This is a genomic window from Nocardia sp. NPDC004654 (genome assembly GCF_040609595.1).
Classification (GTDB): Bacteria; Actinomycetota; Actinomycetes; order Mycobacteriales; family Mycobacteriaceae; genus Nocardia.
The window spans coordinates 293,672-310,027 of the sequence record NZ_JBEXKI010000008.1 but is presented as its reverse complement, the minus strand read 5'-3'; the positions used below and the strand labels follow the sequence as shown (position 1 = coordinate 310,027).

Below are 16,356 nucleotides of genomic sequence, written 5' to 3'. Positions count from 1 at the left end.
GGGCCTCGAAACGGGCAGAATTGTGTTCCTACGCGAGGCCCGCACCGGGAGGACGGCGATGCACTTCGACCTGATGCCGCTGACTTTGCGCAAGACCGTGTCTCTGTCGGCGCCGCGACCGATGCGGATGTCGCTATGACCGAGGCCGCTATCTCGATCACAGCCTTGACGAAATCGTTCGGTGCGGCCAAAGCTCTCGACGGCTTGGACCTGACCGTGCGCACCGGTGAAATTCACGGGTTTCTCGGGCCGAACGGTTCGGGCAAGACGACCACGATCCGGATCCTGTTGGGGCTGTTGCGCGCGGACTCGGGGAGGGTGCGCATGCTCGGTGGCGATCCGTGGACCGACGCGGTCGCGTTGCACGCTCGCCTGGCTTATGTGCCCGGGGAGGTCGTCTTGTGGCCGGGGATCACCGGTGGCGAGGTCATCGATTTGATGGGGCGCCTGCGCGGCGGTATCGACCCGCGGCGTCGTGCCGAACTGCTGGACAGGTTCGATCTCGATCCCCGGCAGAAGGCGCGTGCCTATTCCAAAGGCAACCGGCAGAAGGTCGCGCTCGTCGCGGCGTTGGCTTCGGATGCGGAATTGCTGCTGCTCGACGAACCGACCGTCGGCCTGGACCCGCTGAAAGAGGCCGAGTTCCAGCGTTGTATCGCCGAGACGAAGAACGAGGGCCGGACCGTGCTGCTGTCCAGCCACATTCTCGCGGAGGTGGAGGCGTTGTGTGATCGGGTGAGCATCATCCGCCGCGGGCGCACGGTGGAATCCGGCACGCTGTCCGAACTCCGGCATTTGACCCGCACCATCATCACTGTCGAGACCATTAGGGCGGCAACGGATCTGGAGGCGGTGCGGGGTGTGCACGATCTGGTTCGCAACGGCACCCGGACCAAGCTCGCCGTCGACGCCGCGCACCTCGAGACGGTGATGCGGATACTCGCCGAGCTGGGCGTGCGCAGTCTCACCAGCACGCCACCCACCGTGGAGGACATCTTCTTGCGTCACTACGGCCCCGCCCCGGTGCAGCCTGGGAAGGACGAGCCGTGACCGCCTCCGCGACACCGCAGAGGAACATCTCCGGTGTGGGGACGTTGGTGCGGTTCGCGCTCTGGCGCGAGCGACTGTCGCTGCCGTGCTGGCTGCTCGGCGTTGGCGCGCTCCTCGCCTTTCAGTCCCTGGCCAGTCAGCGCTTCTACGACACGCCACAGAAGCTCGCTCAGCTGCGCGAGACGATGAGCGGCAGCGCGGCCACCATCGCCATGGCCGGGCCGACCCGGCTGCTGGACACGATCGGCGGGGAAATCGTGTTCGAGATCTTCGCTTACCTGGCGGTCGTGGTCGCGTTGCTGAACATGTTTCTCATCGGAAGGCACACTCGCTCCGAGGAGGAGACCGGGCGGGCGGAACTGCTGCGTTCGGCGCCGGTGGGACGCTGGGCGCCGCCGGTCGCCGCGCTCGGTGTGGCCGGGCTGGCCGATATCGCCGTGGCGCTGGTGGTCTTCGCCGCCGCGGCGGGGACCGGGCTCCCGGTTGCTGGGTCGCTGCTGCTCGGGGTCGTCACCGCGGGGGTCGGTGTCACCTTCGCCGCTGTCACCGCCGTCGCCGCGCAGGTATTCGAGAACCCGCGCAGTGTTTACGGGGCGGTCGGGCTCGCTCTGGCGGCCGCGTATGTGGCGCGTGCCGTGGGCGATGTCGGCAATGGTGTGGCCTCCTGGACTTCGCCTATCGGATGGGGCCAGCGCAGTTACCCGTACGCGGGCGACCGGTGGTGGACGGTATTGCTGTTCGCCGCCGCGACCGCGATACTCACCGCTGTCGCGTTCCTGCTGCTCGACCGGCGTGATTTCGGCGCGGGCCTACTGCCCTACGGCACGGGGCGTGCGAGTGCCTCCTGGGCGCTGCGGTCACCGCTCGGTTTGGCGTGGCGGCTGCAACGCGGGTCACTGGCGGGATGGACGGTAGGTGTTTTCGCGCTGGGCACGGCCTACGGTTCGTTCGCCGAGAGTATCGAGGACTATCTCACCGACAACCCCGAAATCGCCGCGTATCTTCCTGGCGGCGCGACCGAAGCGGTGGATTCCTATCTGTCCCTTGCGGTTTCGATCATCGCGCTGCTCGCCGCCGCGTTCGGCATCACCAGTGTGCTGCGTGCCCGCGGGGAGGAGACCGCGGGCCGCGCGGAGCCGATCCTGGCCGCACCGGTGAGCCGAGCGCACTGGCTGACCAGCCACCTCACCGTCGCGACGGTCGGCGGTGGATTCGTGCTGGCCTGCGGTGGCTTCGGCGTCGGGCTGTCCTACGGTCTGACGATCGCCGACGCCGTCCAGCCGCTACGGATGACCGGGGCGGCGCTGGTCTACCTGCCCGCGGTCTGGACGATCGTCGCGATCGCGACGATCGGCTGCGGCTGGTTGCCGAAGGCGGCTGTCCCGCTGGCGTGGACGGTCTTCGCCTACTGCGCGGTGGCCCTCCTGTTCACTGCGGCCTTCGACCTACCCGCCTGGTTCGACAAGGCATCGCCGTTCACACACATTCCGAAGGCGCCACTCGAAACGGTCACCGCCGCACCGATACTGGCGATCACCTCGGTGGCCGCGGCGGGACTGGTCGCCGGATTCGCCGGGTTCCGTCGCCGCGACACCGGATACTGACGCTAGCGCGGGGGCGGGTACTGGTGCGGTCCCTGGCCGCCGGGGATTCCGGGTGTGGGCGGCGTTCGCGACGTCGCGGCGGCGATCACCGTCGCGAGGGTGGCGGCGAAGGCGGCGAGCGCGCACGGGATGGACAACCAGACGGTGTCCTCGAAGAGGAATTCGAATTGTGCGGCGTTGAGAGTCGCTTCCACCGTGCCGGACAGGAGCATGCCCGCGGCCACCGCCGCGAGCGCGCGCAGCACGGGATAGCGCGCGCCCATCCCGGCGAGCGCGCAGATACCGGTGAGGATCGCGAGCAGGATCATCAGCACGAGCATGATGTCGGACCAGAAGAAACGTGAACTCGAGGAGAACGCGTTGGTTACGCGGAAGACGATGGCGAGCAACGCGGTGACCAGCAGCAGACCGCCCGCGACCCGCTCCATCGCGCCGCCGCTTGCCGGTCGGCCCGGTGGACCGTAACCGGGTACGTGCGGCACCGGAGCGGGTGCGCCGGGCGGCGGTGCGCCGTAGGGATACGGCTGACCAACGTAGGGATGCGGTTGACTCTGCTGCGGATTCACGTGTGCCTGATACGGATTCGACTGGCCCTGCGGCCCGTACCCACCCGGCTGGCCCGGCGGTATCGGATTCCCCATCGGTAGTACTCCTCCCCGGCCGTCCGGCCGCACTCTCGAACCGCTACGACCAAGGACCCTAGTGACTCCGGCCCCGCGCCGGGAATCACGATTGCCTCGAATCGTCCAGGCTCGTCGCGTCTCTACCGTTCACTTCACTCTGCTCCGCTGTTGGCGAGCGAGTTGTACCGACGCCGACTGCCCGCATTGCTTTTATTGTTCTTTCTGCGGTTTCGGGCAGGGTTGAGCGTCGGCCCGCGTGGGATGCGGGCCGAAAGGAAGTTCTGGGTGTACCCCCTCGGTGCCGGTAGAGGATCCAGCTACCGAGGGGATGTGTATGGCGAGCGATTACGCGGCGACTTGGACGACCGCCGGAATTTTCCAGCTTCCGTCGAGCAGTGACGGCGAATTCTCTGTCGGCCAGAACATCCGCAACATGAGGTTGAACCGATCCTTGGGCGCCGGGAGCCAGTTCGATTCCTTGTCCGCACCCGGGGAGTCGGCCTGGATGTACAGGTCGACCGAACCGTCCGGATTCACCTTCAGCGGGTCGCGCGCGCTCGAGGTGTATCGGTTGAGCGGATTGGCGACGAAGAAGTAGTTGGCGTCGTACATCGTCAGCGACCAGAAGCCCTTGGCAGGCGGCAGTTGTCCCTTGTCGAAGTGCATGACGTATTTGTTGGCGCCGCTGTACGTCTGCGTCGGGCTCGGTCCCTCCGACACGGGATAGATGGCGTCTTGTGGCAGATTGGCACCCAGTCCGATGGCGGTGATGTAGGCGCGGTGGACGTAGTTCGTGCCGTACTGGCCGGTTTCGGTGGTGAACAGCCAGCCGTTCTGGAACGAGATGTCACCGGCGGCCACGCCGTCCTTCGTCCAGGCCATGATTCTGGCCTGCGCGGATTGCGGTGCGTCGGCGATGGCTTTGGTCACCGCCGGATCGAGTGTGGTGGCGTCGAAGTCCCGGCCGGGCACGATGCCCAGTTCGCCCAGTGTGGCGAGCATCGCGGCGTCGTCGGAGGACGGCGGGTTGGTCGCGAGCAGGTCGGCGAACAGTTCGAAGAAGGACGCCCCGTCCAGCGCGTTGACTTGATCGCGGACGGCGGTCTTCATGTCGACCGCCGGGTCGACCGTGCCGAGCGGCGGAGTGTACGGCTGCCCGTAGGACGACAGCGGCACCGCGGTGATCCGATCCTGCAACGCATGCACGGCCGCGTAGTCCTCGGGGGTGCCGGTGGAGTAGATACGACCGAGTAGCCACACCATGTCGGTCGGCGACTTGTACGCGGTGACACCGGCGGGCAGGGTGCCTTTCCAGTTCGGCCCCGTGATCGCGAAGGTTTGGGCCCTGGTGCCGGTGGTGCGGCTGCCCGGAGAGGCGAACACGTTGGTCCAGCCGTCGAGCATCGGCAACAGGTAGTAACGGTCACCCATATCGGGCACGCTGACAATCCACGGTTCCTTGGCTACATCGAACCATGCCGTGGTGTACAGGGTGTCGGCGTTGGGGGCGGTGACACCCCGGAATTGCGCGTCCGGATATTCGCGTTTGCGGACGAATTGCCCCTGCGGGGCGTGGCTGCCGTCGGGAGACGCGACGTTGGTGAACCCCCGTCGGGTGTACTCCATCGTCACCAGCGGGTACGCGTAGGTGTAGGCATCGACAGCCACCGCCGCGAACTCGGCAGCGGAGCGCTCGCCCGACTCGGTGCTGTCACTCTTGCCGCACGCGGAAAGCATGCCGACGAGCAGAGCGAGGACGGCGACTACACTCGCCAGGTTTCTGCCCGTCACGCCGTTCACCTTCCTCGTGCCGTGCGGCCCACGTTTTCGAGGGACTCGGCGAACCGGATCGGGGCGTACGACGCGCTCACCGGCTGGTGCGAGGGTTGGCACTGTCTTCGTCGACATTGTCGGAGTACCTCTCGATCGAGAATGGGTCGGGACGAGGTGATGGGGTTGGCTGGTCGCCGCAGCCGTCCTGACGTCGCTGCTAGGTGAGCCGAGCGCGAGTGGCGATTTCGACGGCGTCGGAGATGTCGGGGACGGCAAGAAATCCGGGATCGCTGTAGGCGGGGTCGGGGTAGCTGTAGTAACCCCGGCCGGTCTGTATGCCGAGCAGGCCCCGGTCGAGGAAGTTCTGCGCGAGATAGTCGGCGTTGGCGATCATTTGCCGATCGCCGTGTACGCCGCCCCAATAGCGCATCACGTCGTGCGCGGTCTTCATGCCGACAACGTCGAGCATCGCCATCGGGCCGCGCGAAGCTCCCGGATTCGCGATCAGGAACGATCGGTCGACGTCTTCCGGGGTGGCGACGCCGTTGGTGACCAACGTTTGTGCGGCGTGCAGCAGTGGCACGAACCAGGTGTTGAGGACGTAGCCGTTCTGTTCCTTGCCGACCGGTATCGGCAGCATCCCGATCTCGATCGCGTATTCGGTGATCGCGACCAGTGTGCTGTCGGCCGTGCCGGGGTGCGCCATGACCTCGGCGACATTGAGTGCCCAGATCAGATTGGCGAAGTGCAGCGCGCAGTACTTGTCGGGACGGCCGGTGGCCTCGGCGAAATCGCGTGGCAGCAGGGTCGAGGAGTTCGTAGCGATGAGCGTGTGCTGATCCAGCAAACCCGCCATATCGCGATACACCTGGGTCTTGACTTCGGGGATCTCGGGGACGGCTTCGATCACCAGATCCTTGGCGGACACCGCCGAGGCGAGGCTGGTCGTGTAGGTCAGCCGCGCGCGAGTGTCGGCGATGTCGCTCTCCGACGCGCCGACCTCGGCGAGGTAGATCGCCGCGTACTGCTCATGAGCGACCCGGCATCGGTCCAGCGCCTCCTGGGAAATGTCGTAGACGACAACGGTTTTCCCTTTGAAGGCCGAGTGCCAGGCTATCTGCCCGCCGAGTACTCCGGCGCCGAGCACCGCGACTTCGTCGAGAACGGACATAGGTATTCCCTTCGGTTGATTGGTTGTGATTTCACTGCGGTGGAGCGGCGCTACCGGGCCTGGTCGGCGGGATCGGGTGCGGTCAGCGATTGGTAGTGCGGGCGAGGAAGTCCAGCACCAGTGCGGCGAACTCGTCCGGGCACTCGATCTGCGGCATGTGGCCGATTCCCTCGAACAGGAAGGTCTCGGCGTGCGGGATCAATCGGCGGGCCGCTGTCAGGTGATGCGCGGGAAGGATCCGATCGCGATCTCCCCAGACGATCATGGTGGGGCGGGGATGCGCGGCCACCTCCGCCATCAGCTCGGCTCGCCACTCGGCTCTGACTCCCCGACCGGTCGCGAGCGCATGCGCCGTCTCGTGCATGACGGTGCCACGGTCGTGTTGGCGGGCTATGGCGAGGGCGTGGTCGATTCGCTCCCTGGTCGCCAACGACGGATCGGCGAAGATGGCGCGTTCGGTCAAGACGGCGGCGGCGCGGGTCGTGCGGCGAGTGGCGATCCTGCCGATGCGCGGCAGGGCCAGAAGTCTGAGCAGGGCGGTGACCTCCGAGCCGAAGGCCGCGCTGTCGACGAGAACCAGGCTCGCCACGCGTTCGGGGCGAGACGCGAGCAGCCGCAACGCGACCGCACCACCGAGCGAATTCCCGATGACGTGCACCGGCCGCCGCTCACCCCAGGTGTCGAGCAGGTCGGCCACCCCGCGTGCGAGCACCGGTAGCGTCATGGGCTCATGTGGACGGTCGGAGAATCCGAAGCCGGGGAGATCGACCGCGATCACCCGGTGGGCACCGCCCAACCGCTGGAATTGGGGCGCCCAATCCTCCAGACTGCGCCCGATGCCGTGCAGCAAGAGAACGGGCGGGTGGTCGGGATCGCCGTCGACGCGGACGCGGTTGCGCAGACCGTCGACGGTGAGATAGGCGGGCGTGCTCATGCGATCGCTGCCGCCTCGGTGGCCGGGCCGTCCGCCGCGGCGCGTGCCGTGGTGAAACGCAATGCCGGATGCTCCACCGGAGCGTTGCGCAACCGGGCGCGATCGGCGGCGTAGCTGGGCGCGAGCTTCCACGGTCCGTCCGAGCCGTGCTGCGGGAACAGCCGCACCGAGCGTTGCATGTAGCCGGCGGCCATGTCGAACAGCGGTCGCCGCGGCGTGGCCGGGTCCCCGAGCGGGGTGACGGCGGTGTAGCCGTGGCGATCCATGTGGGCGAGCATCCGGCACAGATGGTCACAGACCAGGTCGACTTTCAGCGTCCACGACGCGTTGGTGTACCCGATGGCGAAGGCGAAGTTCGGGACGCCTGCGAGCATCATGCCCTTGTAGATGAGGCTGTCGTGGATGTCGATCTGTCGTCCGTCGACATGGAGCTCGATCCCGCCGAATGCCAGCAATCGCAGGCCGGTGGCCGTGACGACGACGTCGGCCTCGAGTTCGGTGCCCGACTCGAGCAGAAGTCCCCGCGGGGTGAACCGCGCGATGCGATCGGTGACGACCGACGCCTCGCCCCGCGAGATCGCCGTGAACAGGTCGGAGTCGGGGACCATGCACATCCGCTGATCCCACGGGTCGTAGGTCGGGCTGAAGTGCGTGTCGACCGCGTACCCGGCGGGCAGGGCGCGGGCGTTGAGACCGCGGATCAGGCGCCGGACCAGGGCCGGGTAGCGGCGGCTGCCGTGGTAGATCAGCGACTGGCGGGCGGTGTTCATCCGGCGCGTGATCCGGTAGGCGACGGCGTCCGGAAGCAGGCGTCGCAATGCGTTGGCGATCGGGTCGCGGCGCGGGACCGGCACGACATAGGACGGGGAGCGCTGCAGCATCGTGACGTGGGCGGCGCGGTCGGCCATCGCCGGGACGAGCGTCACGGCTGTCGCGCCGCTACCGATGACGACGACCTTCTTGCCGGAATAGTCGAGATCCCGCGGCCACTGCTGAGGATGAACGATCAGACCGCCGAAGTCCTCGGTGCCCTCGAATCGCGGTGTGTACCCGCCGGAATGGTCGTAGTAACCGGCGGCGCTGAACAAGACGTCGCAGGTGACGTCGAACTGCTCGCCGTCGCTGGTGCGCCGCAGGGTGACCGTCCACCGGGCGTCCTCGGACGCGAAGTCCGCGCGTAACACCTTGTGCCCCAGGTGGATCCGGCGAGCGAGATCGTTCTCGGCGACCGCCTCGTGCAGGTAGTCGAGGATCTCGTCCGCGTCGGCGATCGCGTTGTCGCTGGTCCACGGCTTGAACTCGTATCCGAAGGTGTGCAGATCGGAGTCCGACCGGATGCCCGGATAGCGGAACAGGTCCCAGGTCCCACCGATCGCGTCGCGACCGTCGACGATCGCGAACGTCCGCCCCGGTTGCTCGGTCGCCAGATAGCGGCCCATGCCGATGCCGGAGATTCCGGCGCCGACGACCAACACGTCGACGTGGTCGAACTCTGCTGTGACGGGAAAGCGAAGCATTGGTGAACTCCGTGATTGTTTCGGTAGGTGATCCGTCAAACAGAATCCTGTGACTGGGCTCACTGTCGCAAGGGCGATCAGCACCAGATTCATCGATATGTGGTGCTATCCGCACCATCGACGACGTCGTACGATGGCCGCATGTCCTGGCCAGAACCGTCCGAACGCGTGCGTGAGTTGATCAGCCGATGCGCTCAGGCCGCCCTGAACGCCGCACCGGAGTGGATCACCGACATGGACAACGCGACGCTGTCGGCGGTGAACATGCGAGCGTTCGCCGACGACCCCGAGCTACGTGCCACGGTGAGTCGGCTGAACCGCGCCAACCTCCTGCACTGGGTGACGGCGAACATCCGCGATCCGGGGATGCCGGTGTCGCCCAACCTCGATCCCGAACCCCTGCGTATCGCCCGGGACCTGGTGCGCCGCGGACTCAACGAGTCGACGCTGGACGCCTATCGGATGGGCCAGAACACCGCATGGCGGAAGTGGATGGCCCTCGCTTTCGAAGCGACGTCCGACCACGAGGAGTTGTGCGAACTGCTCGACGTTTCCGCCCGGTCGGTGTTCGGGTTCCTCGACACGACGATCGCCGCCGTTTGGGCCCAGATGCGGCTCGAGCGCGAGGAGCTGACCCGCGGCAACCACGCCGAGCGACGCGAGACCGTCGCGCTGATCCTCGACGGCGCCCCTATCACGCGTCAGCGCGCCGAGGCCCGCCTCGGCTACAACCTCGATCAGCACCACACCGCGGCCGTCGTCTGGAACCCCGACCCCACCGCCGATCCGGGTGACCTGGAACGCGCCGCCGAAGCCCTCGCCCGCGCGGCCGGAGCCTCGCGTCCGCTGACCGTGATCGCCAGCGCCGCGACCCTGTGGGTCTGGATTCCCGGCCCCCACGCCCCCGACCCGAGCCGATTACAGGCGGCGATGGAGACGATCCCGGCGGTCCGCGTCGCCATCGGTCCCCTCGGACAAGGGCTCGACGGTTTCCGGCGCAGCCACCTGGACGCGCTGACCACCCAGCGCATGGTGGCGCGCCTGCATTCAGCGCAACGCGTGGTCAGTTTCGAGGCAGTTCAAATGGTTTCCCTGCTCACCCAGGACGCCGACCACGCCGACGAATTCGTCCGGAACACCCTGGGAGACCTCGCCTTCGCCGATCCGGATCTGCGCGCGAGCGTGCTGGTCTTCATCCAGGAACGATGCAACGCCGCACGCGCCGCGGCACGCCTGTACACGCACCGCAACACGCTGTTGCGTCGACTCGCCCGTGCCCAAGAGCTCCTCCCGCGACCACTGGACGACAACGTCGTGTCCGTCGCGGTGGCGCTCGAGGTGCTGAACTGGCGCGGGGCAGGTGTCTGACCCGACGCCCGGCTGGCTCGAGGACCTTCGGTCACCAGACCGAGGTCCAACTTCGGCCCGATCCGGCGGATAGCTTCGTACGCTGAGAGCATGGCTGGTGGAGGTGGATGGACATGATCAAGGTGTTCTTGGTGGACGATCACCACATCGTGCGGCGCGGGGTGGCCGATTTGATCGGCGCCGAGTCCGATATGGACGTTGTGGGGGAGGCGGGCAGTATCTCCCAGGCATTGGCGCGGATTCCGGCGTTGCAGCCGGATGTCGCGGTGCTGGATGTGCGGTTGCCCGACGGTAATGGCATCGAGTTGTGTCGTGAGTTGCTCGATCAGCGGCCGGAGTTGCGGTGTTTGATGTTGACCTCGTTCACCGACGAGCAGGCCATGCTGGACGCGATTTTGGCTGGTGCCAGTGGCTATGTGGTCAAGGACATCGGAACGACGGACCTGGTGGATGCGATCCGGGATGTCGGTGCGGGCAAATCGCTGCTGGACAATCGGGCCGCGGCCGCCTTGATGGCGAAGTTGCGTGAGGAGGCCGAGGCCAAGTCGGGTCCGCTGGCGGGGCTGACCGATCAGGAGCGTGTTCTGCTGGGGTTGCTCGGCGAGGGGTTGACCAACCGGCAGATCGCGCAACGAATGTTCTTGGCGGAGAAGACGGTGAAGAACTATGTGTCGCGGCTGCTGACGAAGCTGGGTGTGGAGCGGCGTACCCAGGCGGCGGTGCTGGCGTCGAAGCTGAACCCGCCCGCCAACCGGGACTGAACGCGGACCTATCAGGCCGCTGCGAGCCGACTGCGAAGCCAGTCGACCATCATCGGGGATGCTCGCGGGTACCAGCCAGCTACGGGCTTCCGATCCGCTCGATGTGAAACGACCATGCGCGCCCCGCGCCGGCATACGGCCTGGTCGGCATAGGGAAACGCATGCCCGCTTCGGAACATCGCCGTCCGCGACCGGTGAGTACCCGATTCGGGGGTATGCCCTATCGAGGTCCTGGGCACCGCGACCTGCGGACTGCCTGTCTACATCTCGAGGCAAGAAGGGAGACCTGCGATGACGACCGCGCAGATGATCATGCACTCCGAAGTGGCCTGTCTCAACGTGCGCGACACCATGCAGACCGCGGCTCAGCGGATGCACCAACTGGATGTGGGCGCGCTGCCGATCTGCGACGGGGAAGGTCGTCCAGTCGGCATAGTCACGGATCGTGACATCGTCGTGAAGTGCATAGCCCTCGGCCAGACCCCGCGGACCACGACGGCCGGTGAGCTGGCTCAGGGCGCGGAAGCACTGCACACCATCGACGCGGGTGCGGATATCGGCGACGCGCTCGCGCTCATGGAGCGCTACCAGATCCGGCGGCTGCCGGTGACCGAGCGCGGCCGCCTCGTCGGCATCATCACCGAAGCCGACCTGGCGCGCCGCATGCCCGATCAAACGGTCGGCGAGTTCGTCGAAGCGGTGTGCGCGCAGCATCTTCCGGCCGCGACTTCCGACACCACCGACCAACGCGACGCACCGTAGCGACTGGCGTCAACGGTCATCGGCGTGCGTCTCGAGCCGGGCGCCCCGGCTCCGCTGAGTCGATCCCGGAAGTGTCGCGCTGCCCGGCGCATCACACATCCGGGCGACGGCGCGCAGGCTCTGTGCGCGGCCTACACCAACCCGCGGCAGTTCGGGGAGCGCGCGCGGGGTGATTTGGTGGACTGGTAGTACGGGACACATAGTGGGCCAGTTATTGGCGACTGGCTCTGTTTTTCCAGGCCAGTGATCGTCATGCTGAGCCAATGCTTTTTCGGCGGTTGGTCGCGCTCTACAGCGGATTGTGGATGTACGGGTTCTCCATGGCGGTGATGGTGCGCGCCGGGCTCGGGCTCGACCCGTGGGACGTCTTCCATCAGGGCGTCGCCGAGCACGTCCCGCTCAGCTTCGGCGCGGTGACCGCGGTGACCGGCGCGGTGGTTCTGCTCGCCTGGATTCCGTTGCGGCAGCGCCCCGGGCTCGGCACGGTCAGCAACATCGTGGTGATCGGGTTGTCGGTGGACGTCGGGCTGTGGCTGTTGCCCACGTGGGAGTCACTGCCGGTGCGGATCGCCGCCATGCTCGCGGCCGTCGTGCTCAACGCCGCCGCCACCGTCGCCTACATCGGCGCGGGCATGGGCCCCGGCCCGCGCGATGGCCTGATGACTGGCCTGGTTCGCCGCACCGGCTGGTCCGTCCGGACGATCCGCACCACCATCGAGGTGACGGTCCTCGTCACCGGCTGGCTCCTCGGCGGCAGCGTCGGCCTCGGCACCCTCGTCTACGCCTTCGGCATCGGCCCGCTGATCCAACTGATGATCCCCGCCGTCGACCGCCACCTCCCCGGCTTCCGCACCGTCCATCGCCCCGCGCAGAGCCCGATAGGCGAACCCGCCGCAGTGGATCGCTGAGGGTTCGCCGGTCGAACCGATTCGGCGGGTTCGGCCTCGGCCGACGAGTTCAACCCCGGATGGCTGGCGCAGGTGGCGTCGACTTCCTCTGCGCGAGAATCGCTTTCGGCGTGTGGTCACGCGAGGATGGGGTGGCGGCGTGACGGATGCGGTAGTTGTCGATCGGTTCGGCAATGGGCTGGAGACAGCGTGCGCGGACGGGCGGCCGATCGCCTTCGTGTGCGGCGACATCTACCGCGGGGGCTGCGACAAGATCGCCGAACCGCCGGGATGGCTGCACGCCGACGAATGGATCGACTGGCACGGACGCTATCGGGGCCCGCACCTGGAAGCCGAACGAGACAGGGCCTAGGTCCGGATCCGAGGGTTACGTGTCCTTGTGGACAGGCACGCCCCCGCCCAGACTGGCTGTATGGAACAGGACCGGGGCGACGTGGTGGTGGCGATCGCGGAGGGCGTGCTGCTGCTCGACGTCGCCGGACCCGTGCAGGTCCTGCACTGGGCGGGGCATCGGGTCCGATTCGCCTCGCCGGACGGCGCGCCGGTGCGCGCCGATGTCGGCGTGCCGCTCGGAGTCGAGGGCTCGATCGACGAACTCGCCTCGCACGCCGACACCCTGCTCGTGCCGGGCTACGCGGTCGACGGTCCACTGCCACCGGCCCTGGTGCGATCGGTCGGCGCCGCCGCGCCGAGCGCGCGCCGCGTGGCGTCGGTCTGCACCGGCGCCCTCGTGCTCGCCGAGGCGGGTCTGCTGGACGGACGGCGGGCGACCACGCACTGGCTGGCGTGTGCCGAACTGGCGCAACGATTTCCGCGCGTCGCCGTGCAACCGGACGCGATCTACGTGCGCGACGGCCGGATCGTCACCTCCGCGGGTGTGAGCGCGGGCATCGACATGGCGCTGGCGCTGGTCGAGGAGGATCACGGGGCCGAGGCGGCGCGCTCGATCGCCAAGCACCTCGTGGTCTTCCTGCGCCGCCCGGGCGGCCAGTCGCAGTTCAGCCTGCACACCGGCATCGCGACGCCGCGGGCGGGCGGACTGCGCGCGGCGGTGGATTCCGTCGTCGCCGACCCCGCGGCCGACCACAGCCTGGCGGCGCTCGCGGCGCGCGCCGCGGTGAGCGAACGTCACCTGACCAGGCTGTTCCGCAAGGAAATCGGCATGACCCCGGCCCAGTACGTGGAGCGGGCCCGGATCGAGTCGGCCCAGCGCCTGCTGGAGGCGGGCGACGACGGCGTGGCGACCGTCGCACGCCGCAGCGGTCTCGGCTCCGAGGAGACCATGCGACGCACCTTCCTCAAACGGCTCGGCGTCACGCCGACCGACTACCGCAACAGATTCCGCGCCGCAGCGCGCTGAATCCCCATCCGTGCGCCGTATTTCGCGGCGCGACGGCGTATTTCATCGAACCAGGGGAGACCCATGTCCATGTCACGTCGCACCGCCCTCGGCGCCGCTTCGGCGGCCGTCGCGTTCGCGTGGTCCGCCGATCACGCGCTGGCACAGGCGGATCCGCTCGCGCTGCCGTCCACGCCGCTGGCACGCAAGGCGAGCGAGTTGATCGACCGCGAGCTGGCGCCGCACCTGCGCAATCACAGCGTGCGCGGATTTCTGTTCTCCCGCGCCGTCGCGGCCCAGCACGGTCTCGCGCCCGGAACCGGCTACGACGAGGAGCTGATGTATCTGATCTGCGCGCTGCACGACATCGGCCTCGGTGAGATCGCCAACGGCGACCAGCGTTTCGAGGTCGACGGCGCGGACTACGCCGCCCGCTTCCTGGAGGACAACGGCGTCACCGACGACCGGGTCGACGACGTGTGGGATGCGATCGCCGCGCACACCTCGGGCCTCAGCGATTCGCCCGTCTACCGACGCCGACGCCGACCGGAGATCTGGATCGCGGTGGAGGGCATCGGCCTGGACATCGGCGCAAGTCCGGCCGATTTTCCACCCGGCTACGCCGACCTGGTGCACGCGCGCTACCCCAGGCTCGGCGGCAGCCGGGCACTCGCCGACTCCGTCGAAACACAGGCGCTGGCGAATCCGCGCAAGGCGCCGCCCGGCTCGCTGCCGGGCGAAATCCTCCGGCAGCGGCATCCGGAGCTGCCCTACCTGACTTGGGACGCGATCCTTGGCATGAGCGGTTGGGGAGACTAGGCGCGCGCCGACCCGACCGTCTCCTTGGCGGCCAGATCGGCTTTCCACTCGCGGAAACCCTCTTCGGTCCGGCCCCTGCGCCAGTAGCCCGAGATCGACGCGGCCCACTCCGCGGGCACCTGCCGTTCCCTGCGGATGTAGCGGCGCAGGTCGTGCATCACCGCCTGCGCCTCACCGTGGATGAACACCTGGACCTGGCCGTCCCGCCACGGCGTAGCCCGCACGGTTTCGGCGAGCAGTTCGCCCGTCGGCCGCGCGCCGCGGTGCAGCCAGGTGAGCTCGACGCCCCCGGGCTTGTCCAGCTCGAGCTCGTCGTCCGGTCCCGACACCTCGACGAAGGCATGGCCGACGGCATCGTCGGCCATCGCCTCCAGCGCGACCGCGATCGCGGGCAGCGCCGCTTCGTCACCGGCGAGCAGGTGCCAGTCCGCGTCGGCGCGCGGCGAGTACGCCCCGCCGGGACCGTAGGCGTCGATGGTCTCGCCGGGCTGCACCGAGGCCGCCCAGGGGCCCGCGATGCCCTCGGAACCGTGGAAGACGAAGTCCGCGGCGAGCACTCCGGCCTCGACGTCCACCGAACGGACGGTGTAGGTGCGCAGCACCTCGACGCCGTCGCGCGGGAAGATGAACTTGACGTAGGAGTCGGTGCACTCGCTGGGCTGGAACGCGGCGAAGCCCGGTCCACCGAAGTGGACGCGGACCAGATGCGGGGTCAGCCATTCGGTACGCAGCACGGTGAGGGTAGTGCGGGGGCGTGCCAAGGTAACCTCCCGAGAGTAGGTATTTAGGTATGCCTTACCAACCGTACCCCTCCTTCCGAAGTGCCGGGGTGCTGTTCGGCTCACAGTGAGGGTTACCGCAGACGCGCAGCCGGTCCGTCGCCAAGATGAGGGCATGACCCAGATCGCGCCGACACCGACCGATGCCCTGCGCCAGCGCTACCGCGACGCGGCCCCGGTCGAACCCGCCCAGTGGAATCCGGTCCTGCGGGTGCTGCACGAACATCGGTCGGTGCGCCGCTACCTGCCCGATCCGGTGTCGGACGACACGCTGCGGCTGCTGATCTCCGCCGCGCAATCCGCGCCGACCTCGTCCAACCTCCAGGTGTGGAGCGTGATCGCGGTCCGCGACGAAGCGCGCAAGGCACGCCTTGCCGCGCTGGCGGGCGGGCAGGCGCACATCGAGCAGGCGCCGGTGCTGCTGGTGTGGACCGCCGACTTCGCCAGGCTGCGCCAGCTCGCCGACGACCGCGACGCCCCGCTGGACGGCGCGGACTACCTCGAATCCAGCTACGTCGGTTTCATCGATGCCGCACTCGCCGCGCAGAACGCGGTCGTCGCGGCGGAATCGCTCGGGCTCGGCACCGTCTACATCGGTGCGCTGCGCAACAAGCCCGAACAGGTCGCCGCCGAATTGCGCCTGCCGCCACAGGTTTTCGCGGTGTTCGGCTTGGTGGTCGGCCATCCGGACCCGGTCGAGCAGGCCGCGGTGAAGCCGCGCTTGCCGCAGGCCGCGGTGCTGCACCACGAAGCCTACGAGCTGGCGGACCAGCGCGAGCACGTCGCGCGGTACGAGGAACGGATCGCCGAGTTCTACGCCGAGCAGGGGCTCGCGCACTCCTGGACCGAGCGCGTGCTGGACCGTCTGGCCTCGGCCCGGAGCTTGAACGGCCGCGACCGGCTGCGCGAGGCGCTGGCCGGTCACGGTTTCCCGTTGCACTGAAAGCC

At 68.1% G+C, this 16,356-nt stretch carries 16 protein-coding genes; 10 read left to right on the top strand and 6 right to left on the bottom strand.

Going from position 1 to position 16,356, the window contains the following annotated elements; all coding sequences use genetic code 11:
• Positions 1 to 135: 135 nt before the first annotated feature.
• Positions 136 to 1,050, top strand: coding sequence for an ABC transporter ATP-binding protein (locus tag ABZV58_RS26770; protein ID WP_355002916.1), 915 nt, complete (start codon positions 136 to 138; stop codon positions 1,048 to 1,050).
• Positions 1,047 to 2,654 (top strand): ABC transporter permease, encoded by a 1,608-nt coding sequence (locus tag ABZV58_RS26765; RefSeq protein WP_355002915.1) that lies wholly within the window; start codon positions 1,047 to 1,049, stop codon positions 2,652 to 2,654. Before ABZV58_RS26770 ends, ABZV58_RS26765 begins: the two co-directional genes overlap by 4 nt.
• 2 nt (positions 2,655 to 2,656) lie before the next feature.
• Here ABZV58_RS26765 and ABZV58_RS26760 read toward each other — a convergent pair whose 3' ends face one another.
• The 5 genes from ABZV58_RS26760 to ABZV58_RS26740 all read right to left on the bottom strand — a co-directional run bounded on the left by ABZV58_RS26760 (position 2,657) and on the right by ABZV58_RS26740 (position 8,672).
• Positions 2,657 to 3,295: a hypothetical protein gene (locus tag ABZV58_RS26760; RefSeq protein ID WP_355002914.1), complete on the bottom strand. Its 639-nt coding sequence runs from the start codon at positions 3,293 to 3,295 to the stop codon at positions 2,657 to 2,659.
• Between the two features lie 327 nt (positions 3,296 to 3,622).
• Positions 3,623 to 5,185 (bottom strand): DUF1254 domain-containing protein, encoded by a 1,563-nt coding sequence (locus tag ABZV58_RS26755; RefSeq protein WP_355002913.1) that lies wholly within the window; start codon positions 5,183 to 5,185, stop codon positions 3,623 to 3,625.
• Positions 5,186 to 5,267: 82 nt separating this feature from the next.
• On the bottom strand, positions 5,268 to 6,221 hold the full coding sequence (locus ABZV58_RS26750; RefSeq protein WP_355002912.1) for a 3-hydroxyacyl-CoA dehydrogenase: 954 nt from the start codon (positions 6,219 to 6,221) through the stop codon (positions 5,268 to 5,270).
• 82 nt (positions 6,222 to 6,303) lie between these two features.
• A complete protein-coding gene (locus ABZV58_RS26745) occupies positions 6,304 to 7,155 on the bottom strand; it encodes an alpha/beta fold hydrolase (protein ID WP_355002911.1) in 852 nt (283 codons plus the stop codon).
• Entirely contained in the window at positions 7,152 to 8,672 is a 1,521-nt protein-coding gene (locus ABZV58_RS26740; RefSeq protein WP_355002910.1) for an NAD(P)/FAD-dependent oxidoreductase, read from the bottom strand. Before ABZV58_RS26740 ends, ABZV58_RS26745 begins: the two co-directional genes overlap by 4 nt.
• Before the next feature lie 141 nt (positions 8,673 to 8,813).
• Here ABZV58_RS26740 and ABZV58_RS26735 point away from each other — a divergent pair, with 141 nt between their 5' ends.
• From ABZV58_RS26735 to ABZV58_RS26705, 7 genes are all read left to right on the top strand, one after another.
• A complete protein-coding gene (locus ABZV58_RS26735; protein WP_355002909.1) occupies positions 8,814 to 10,040 on the top strand; it encodes a PucR family transcriptional regulator in 1,227 nt (408 codons plus the stop codon).
• 113 nt (positions 10,041 to 10,153) lie between these two features.
• On the top strand, positions 10,154 to 10,801 hold the full coding sequence (locus tag ABZV58_RS26730; protein ID WP_355002908.1) for a response regulator transcription factor: 648 nt from the start codon (positions 10,154 to 10,156) through the stop codon (positions 10,799 to 10,801).
• Positions 10,802 to 11,092: 291 nt separating this feature from the next.
• Positions 11,093 to 11,563: a CBS domain-containing protein gene (locus ABZV58_RS26725; protein WP_355002907.1), complete on the top strand. Its 471-nt coding sequence runs from the start codon at positions 11,093 to 11,095 to the stop codon at positions 11,561 to 11,563.
• Between the two features lie 263 nt (positions 11,564 to 11,826).
• The gene (locus ABZV58_RS26720; protein ID WP_355002906.1) at positions 11,827 to 12,471 is read left to right on the top strand and encodes a hypothetical protein; all 645 of its coding nucleotides are present in this window, start codon (positions 11,827 to 11,829) and stop codon (positions 12,469 to 12,471) included.
• Between the two features lie 139 nt (positions 12,472 to 12,610).
• Positions 12,611 to 12,823, top strand: coding sequence for a hypothetical protein (locus tag ABZV58_RS26715; protein WP_355002905.1), 213 nt, complete (start codon positions 12,611 to 12,613; stop codon positions 12,821 to 12,823).
• 60 nt (positions 12,824 to 12,883) lie between these two features.
• Positions 12,884 to 13,831, top strand: coding sequence for a DJ-1/PfpI family protein (locus ABZV58_RS26710; RefSeq protein ID WP_355002904.1), 948 nt, complete (start codon positions 12,884 to 12,886; stop codon positions 13,829 to 13,831).
• A 63-nt stretch (positions 13,832 to 13,894) separates the two neighbouring features.
• On the top strand, positions 13,895 to 14,629 hold the full coding sequence (locus tag ABZV58_RS26705; protein ID WP_355002903.1) for an HD domain-containing protein: 735 nt from the start codon (positions 13,895 to 13,897) through the stop codon (positions 14,627 to 14,629).
• Here ABZV58_RS26705 and ABZV58_RS26700 read toward each other — a convergent pair.
• On the bottom strand, positions 14,626 to 15,390 hold the full coding sequence (locus ABZV58_RS26700) for a siderophore-interacting protein (protein WP_355002902.1): 765 nt from the start codon (positions 15,388 to 15,390) through the stop codon (positions 14,626 to 14,628). The genes ABZV58_RS26705 and ABZV58_RS26700 overlap by 4 nt on opposite strands.
• 133 nt (positions 15,391 to 15,523) lie before the next feature.
• On the opposite strand from ABZV58_RS26700, the gene ABZV58_RS26695 reads away from it, so the two are divergent.
• Complete coding sequence (locus tag ABZV58_RS26695; RefSeq protein WP_355002901.1) at positions 15,524 to 16,351, top strand: NADPH-dependent oxidoreductase; 828 nt, start codon at positions 15,524 to 15,526, stop codon at positions 16,349 to 16,351.
• Positions 16,352 to 16,356: the final 5 nt, after the last annotated feature.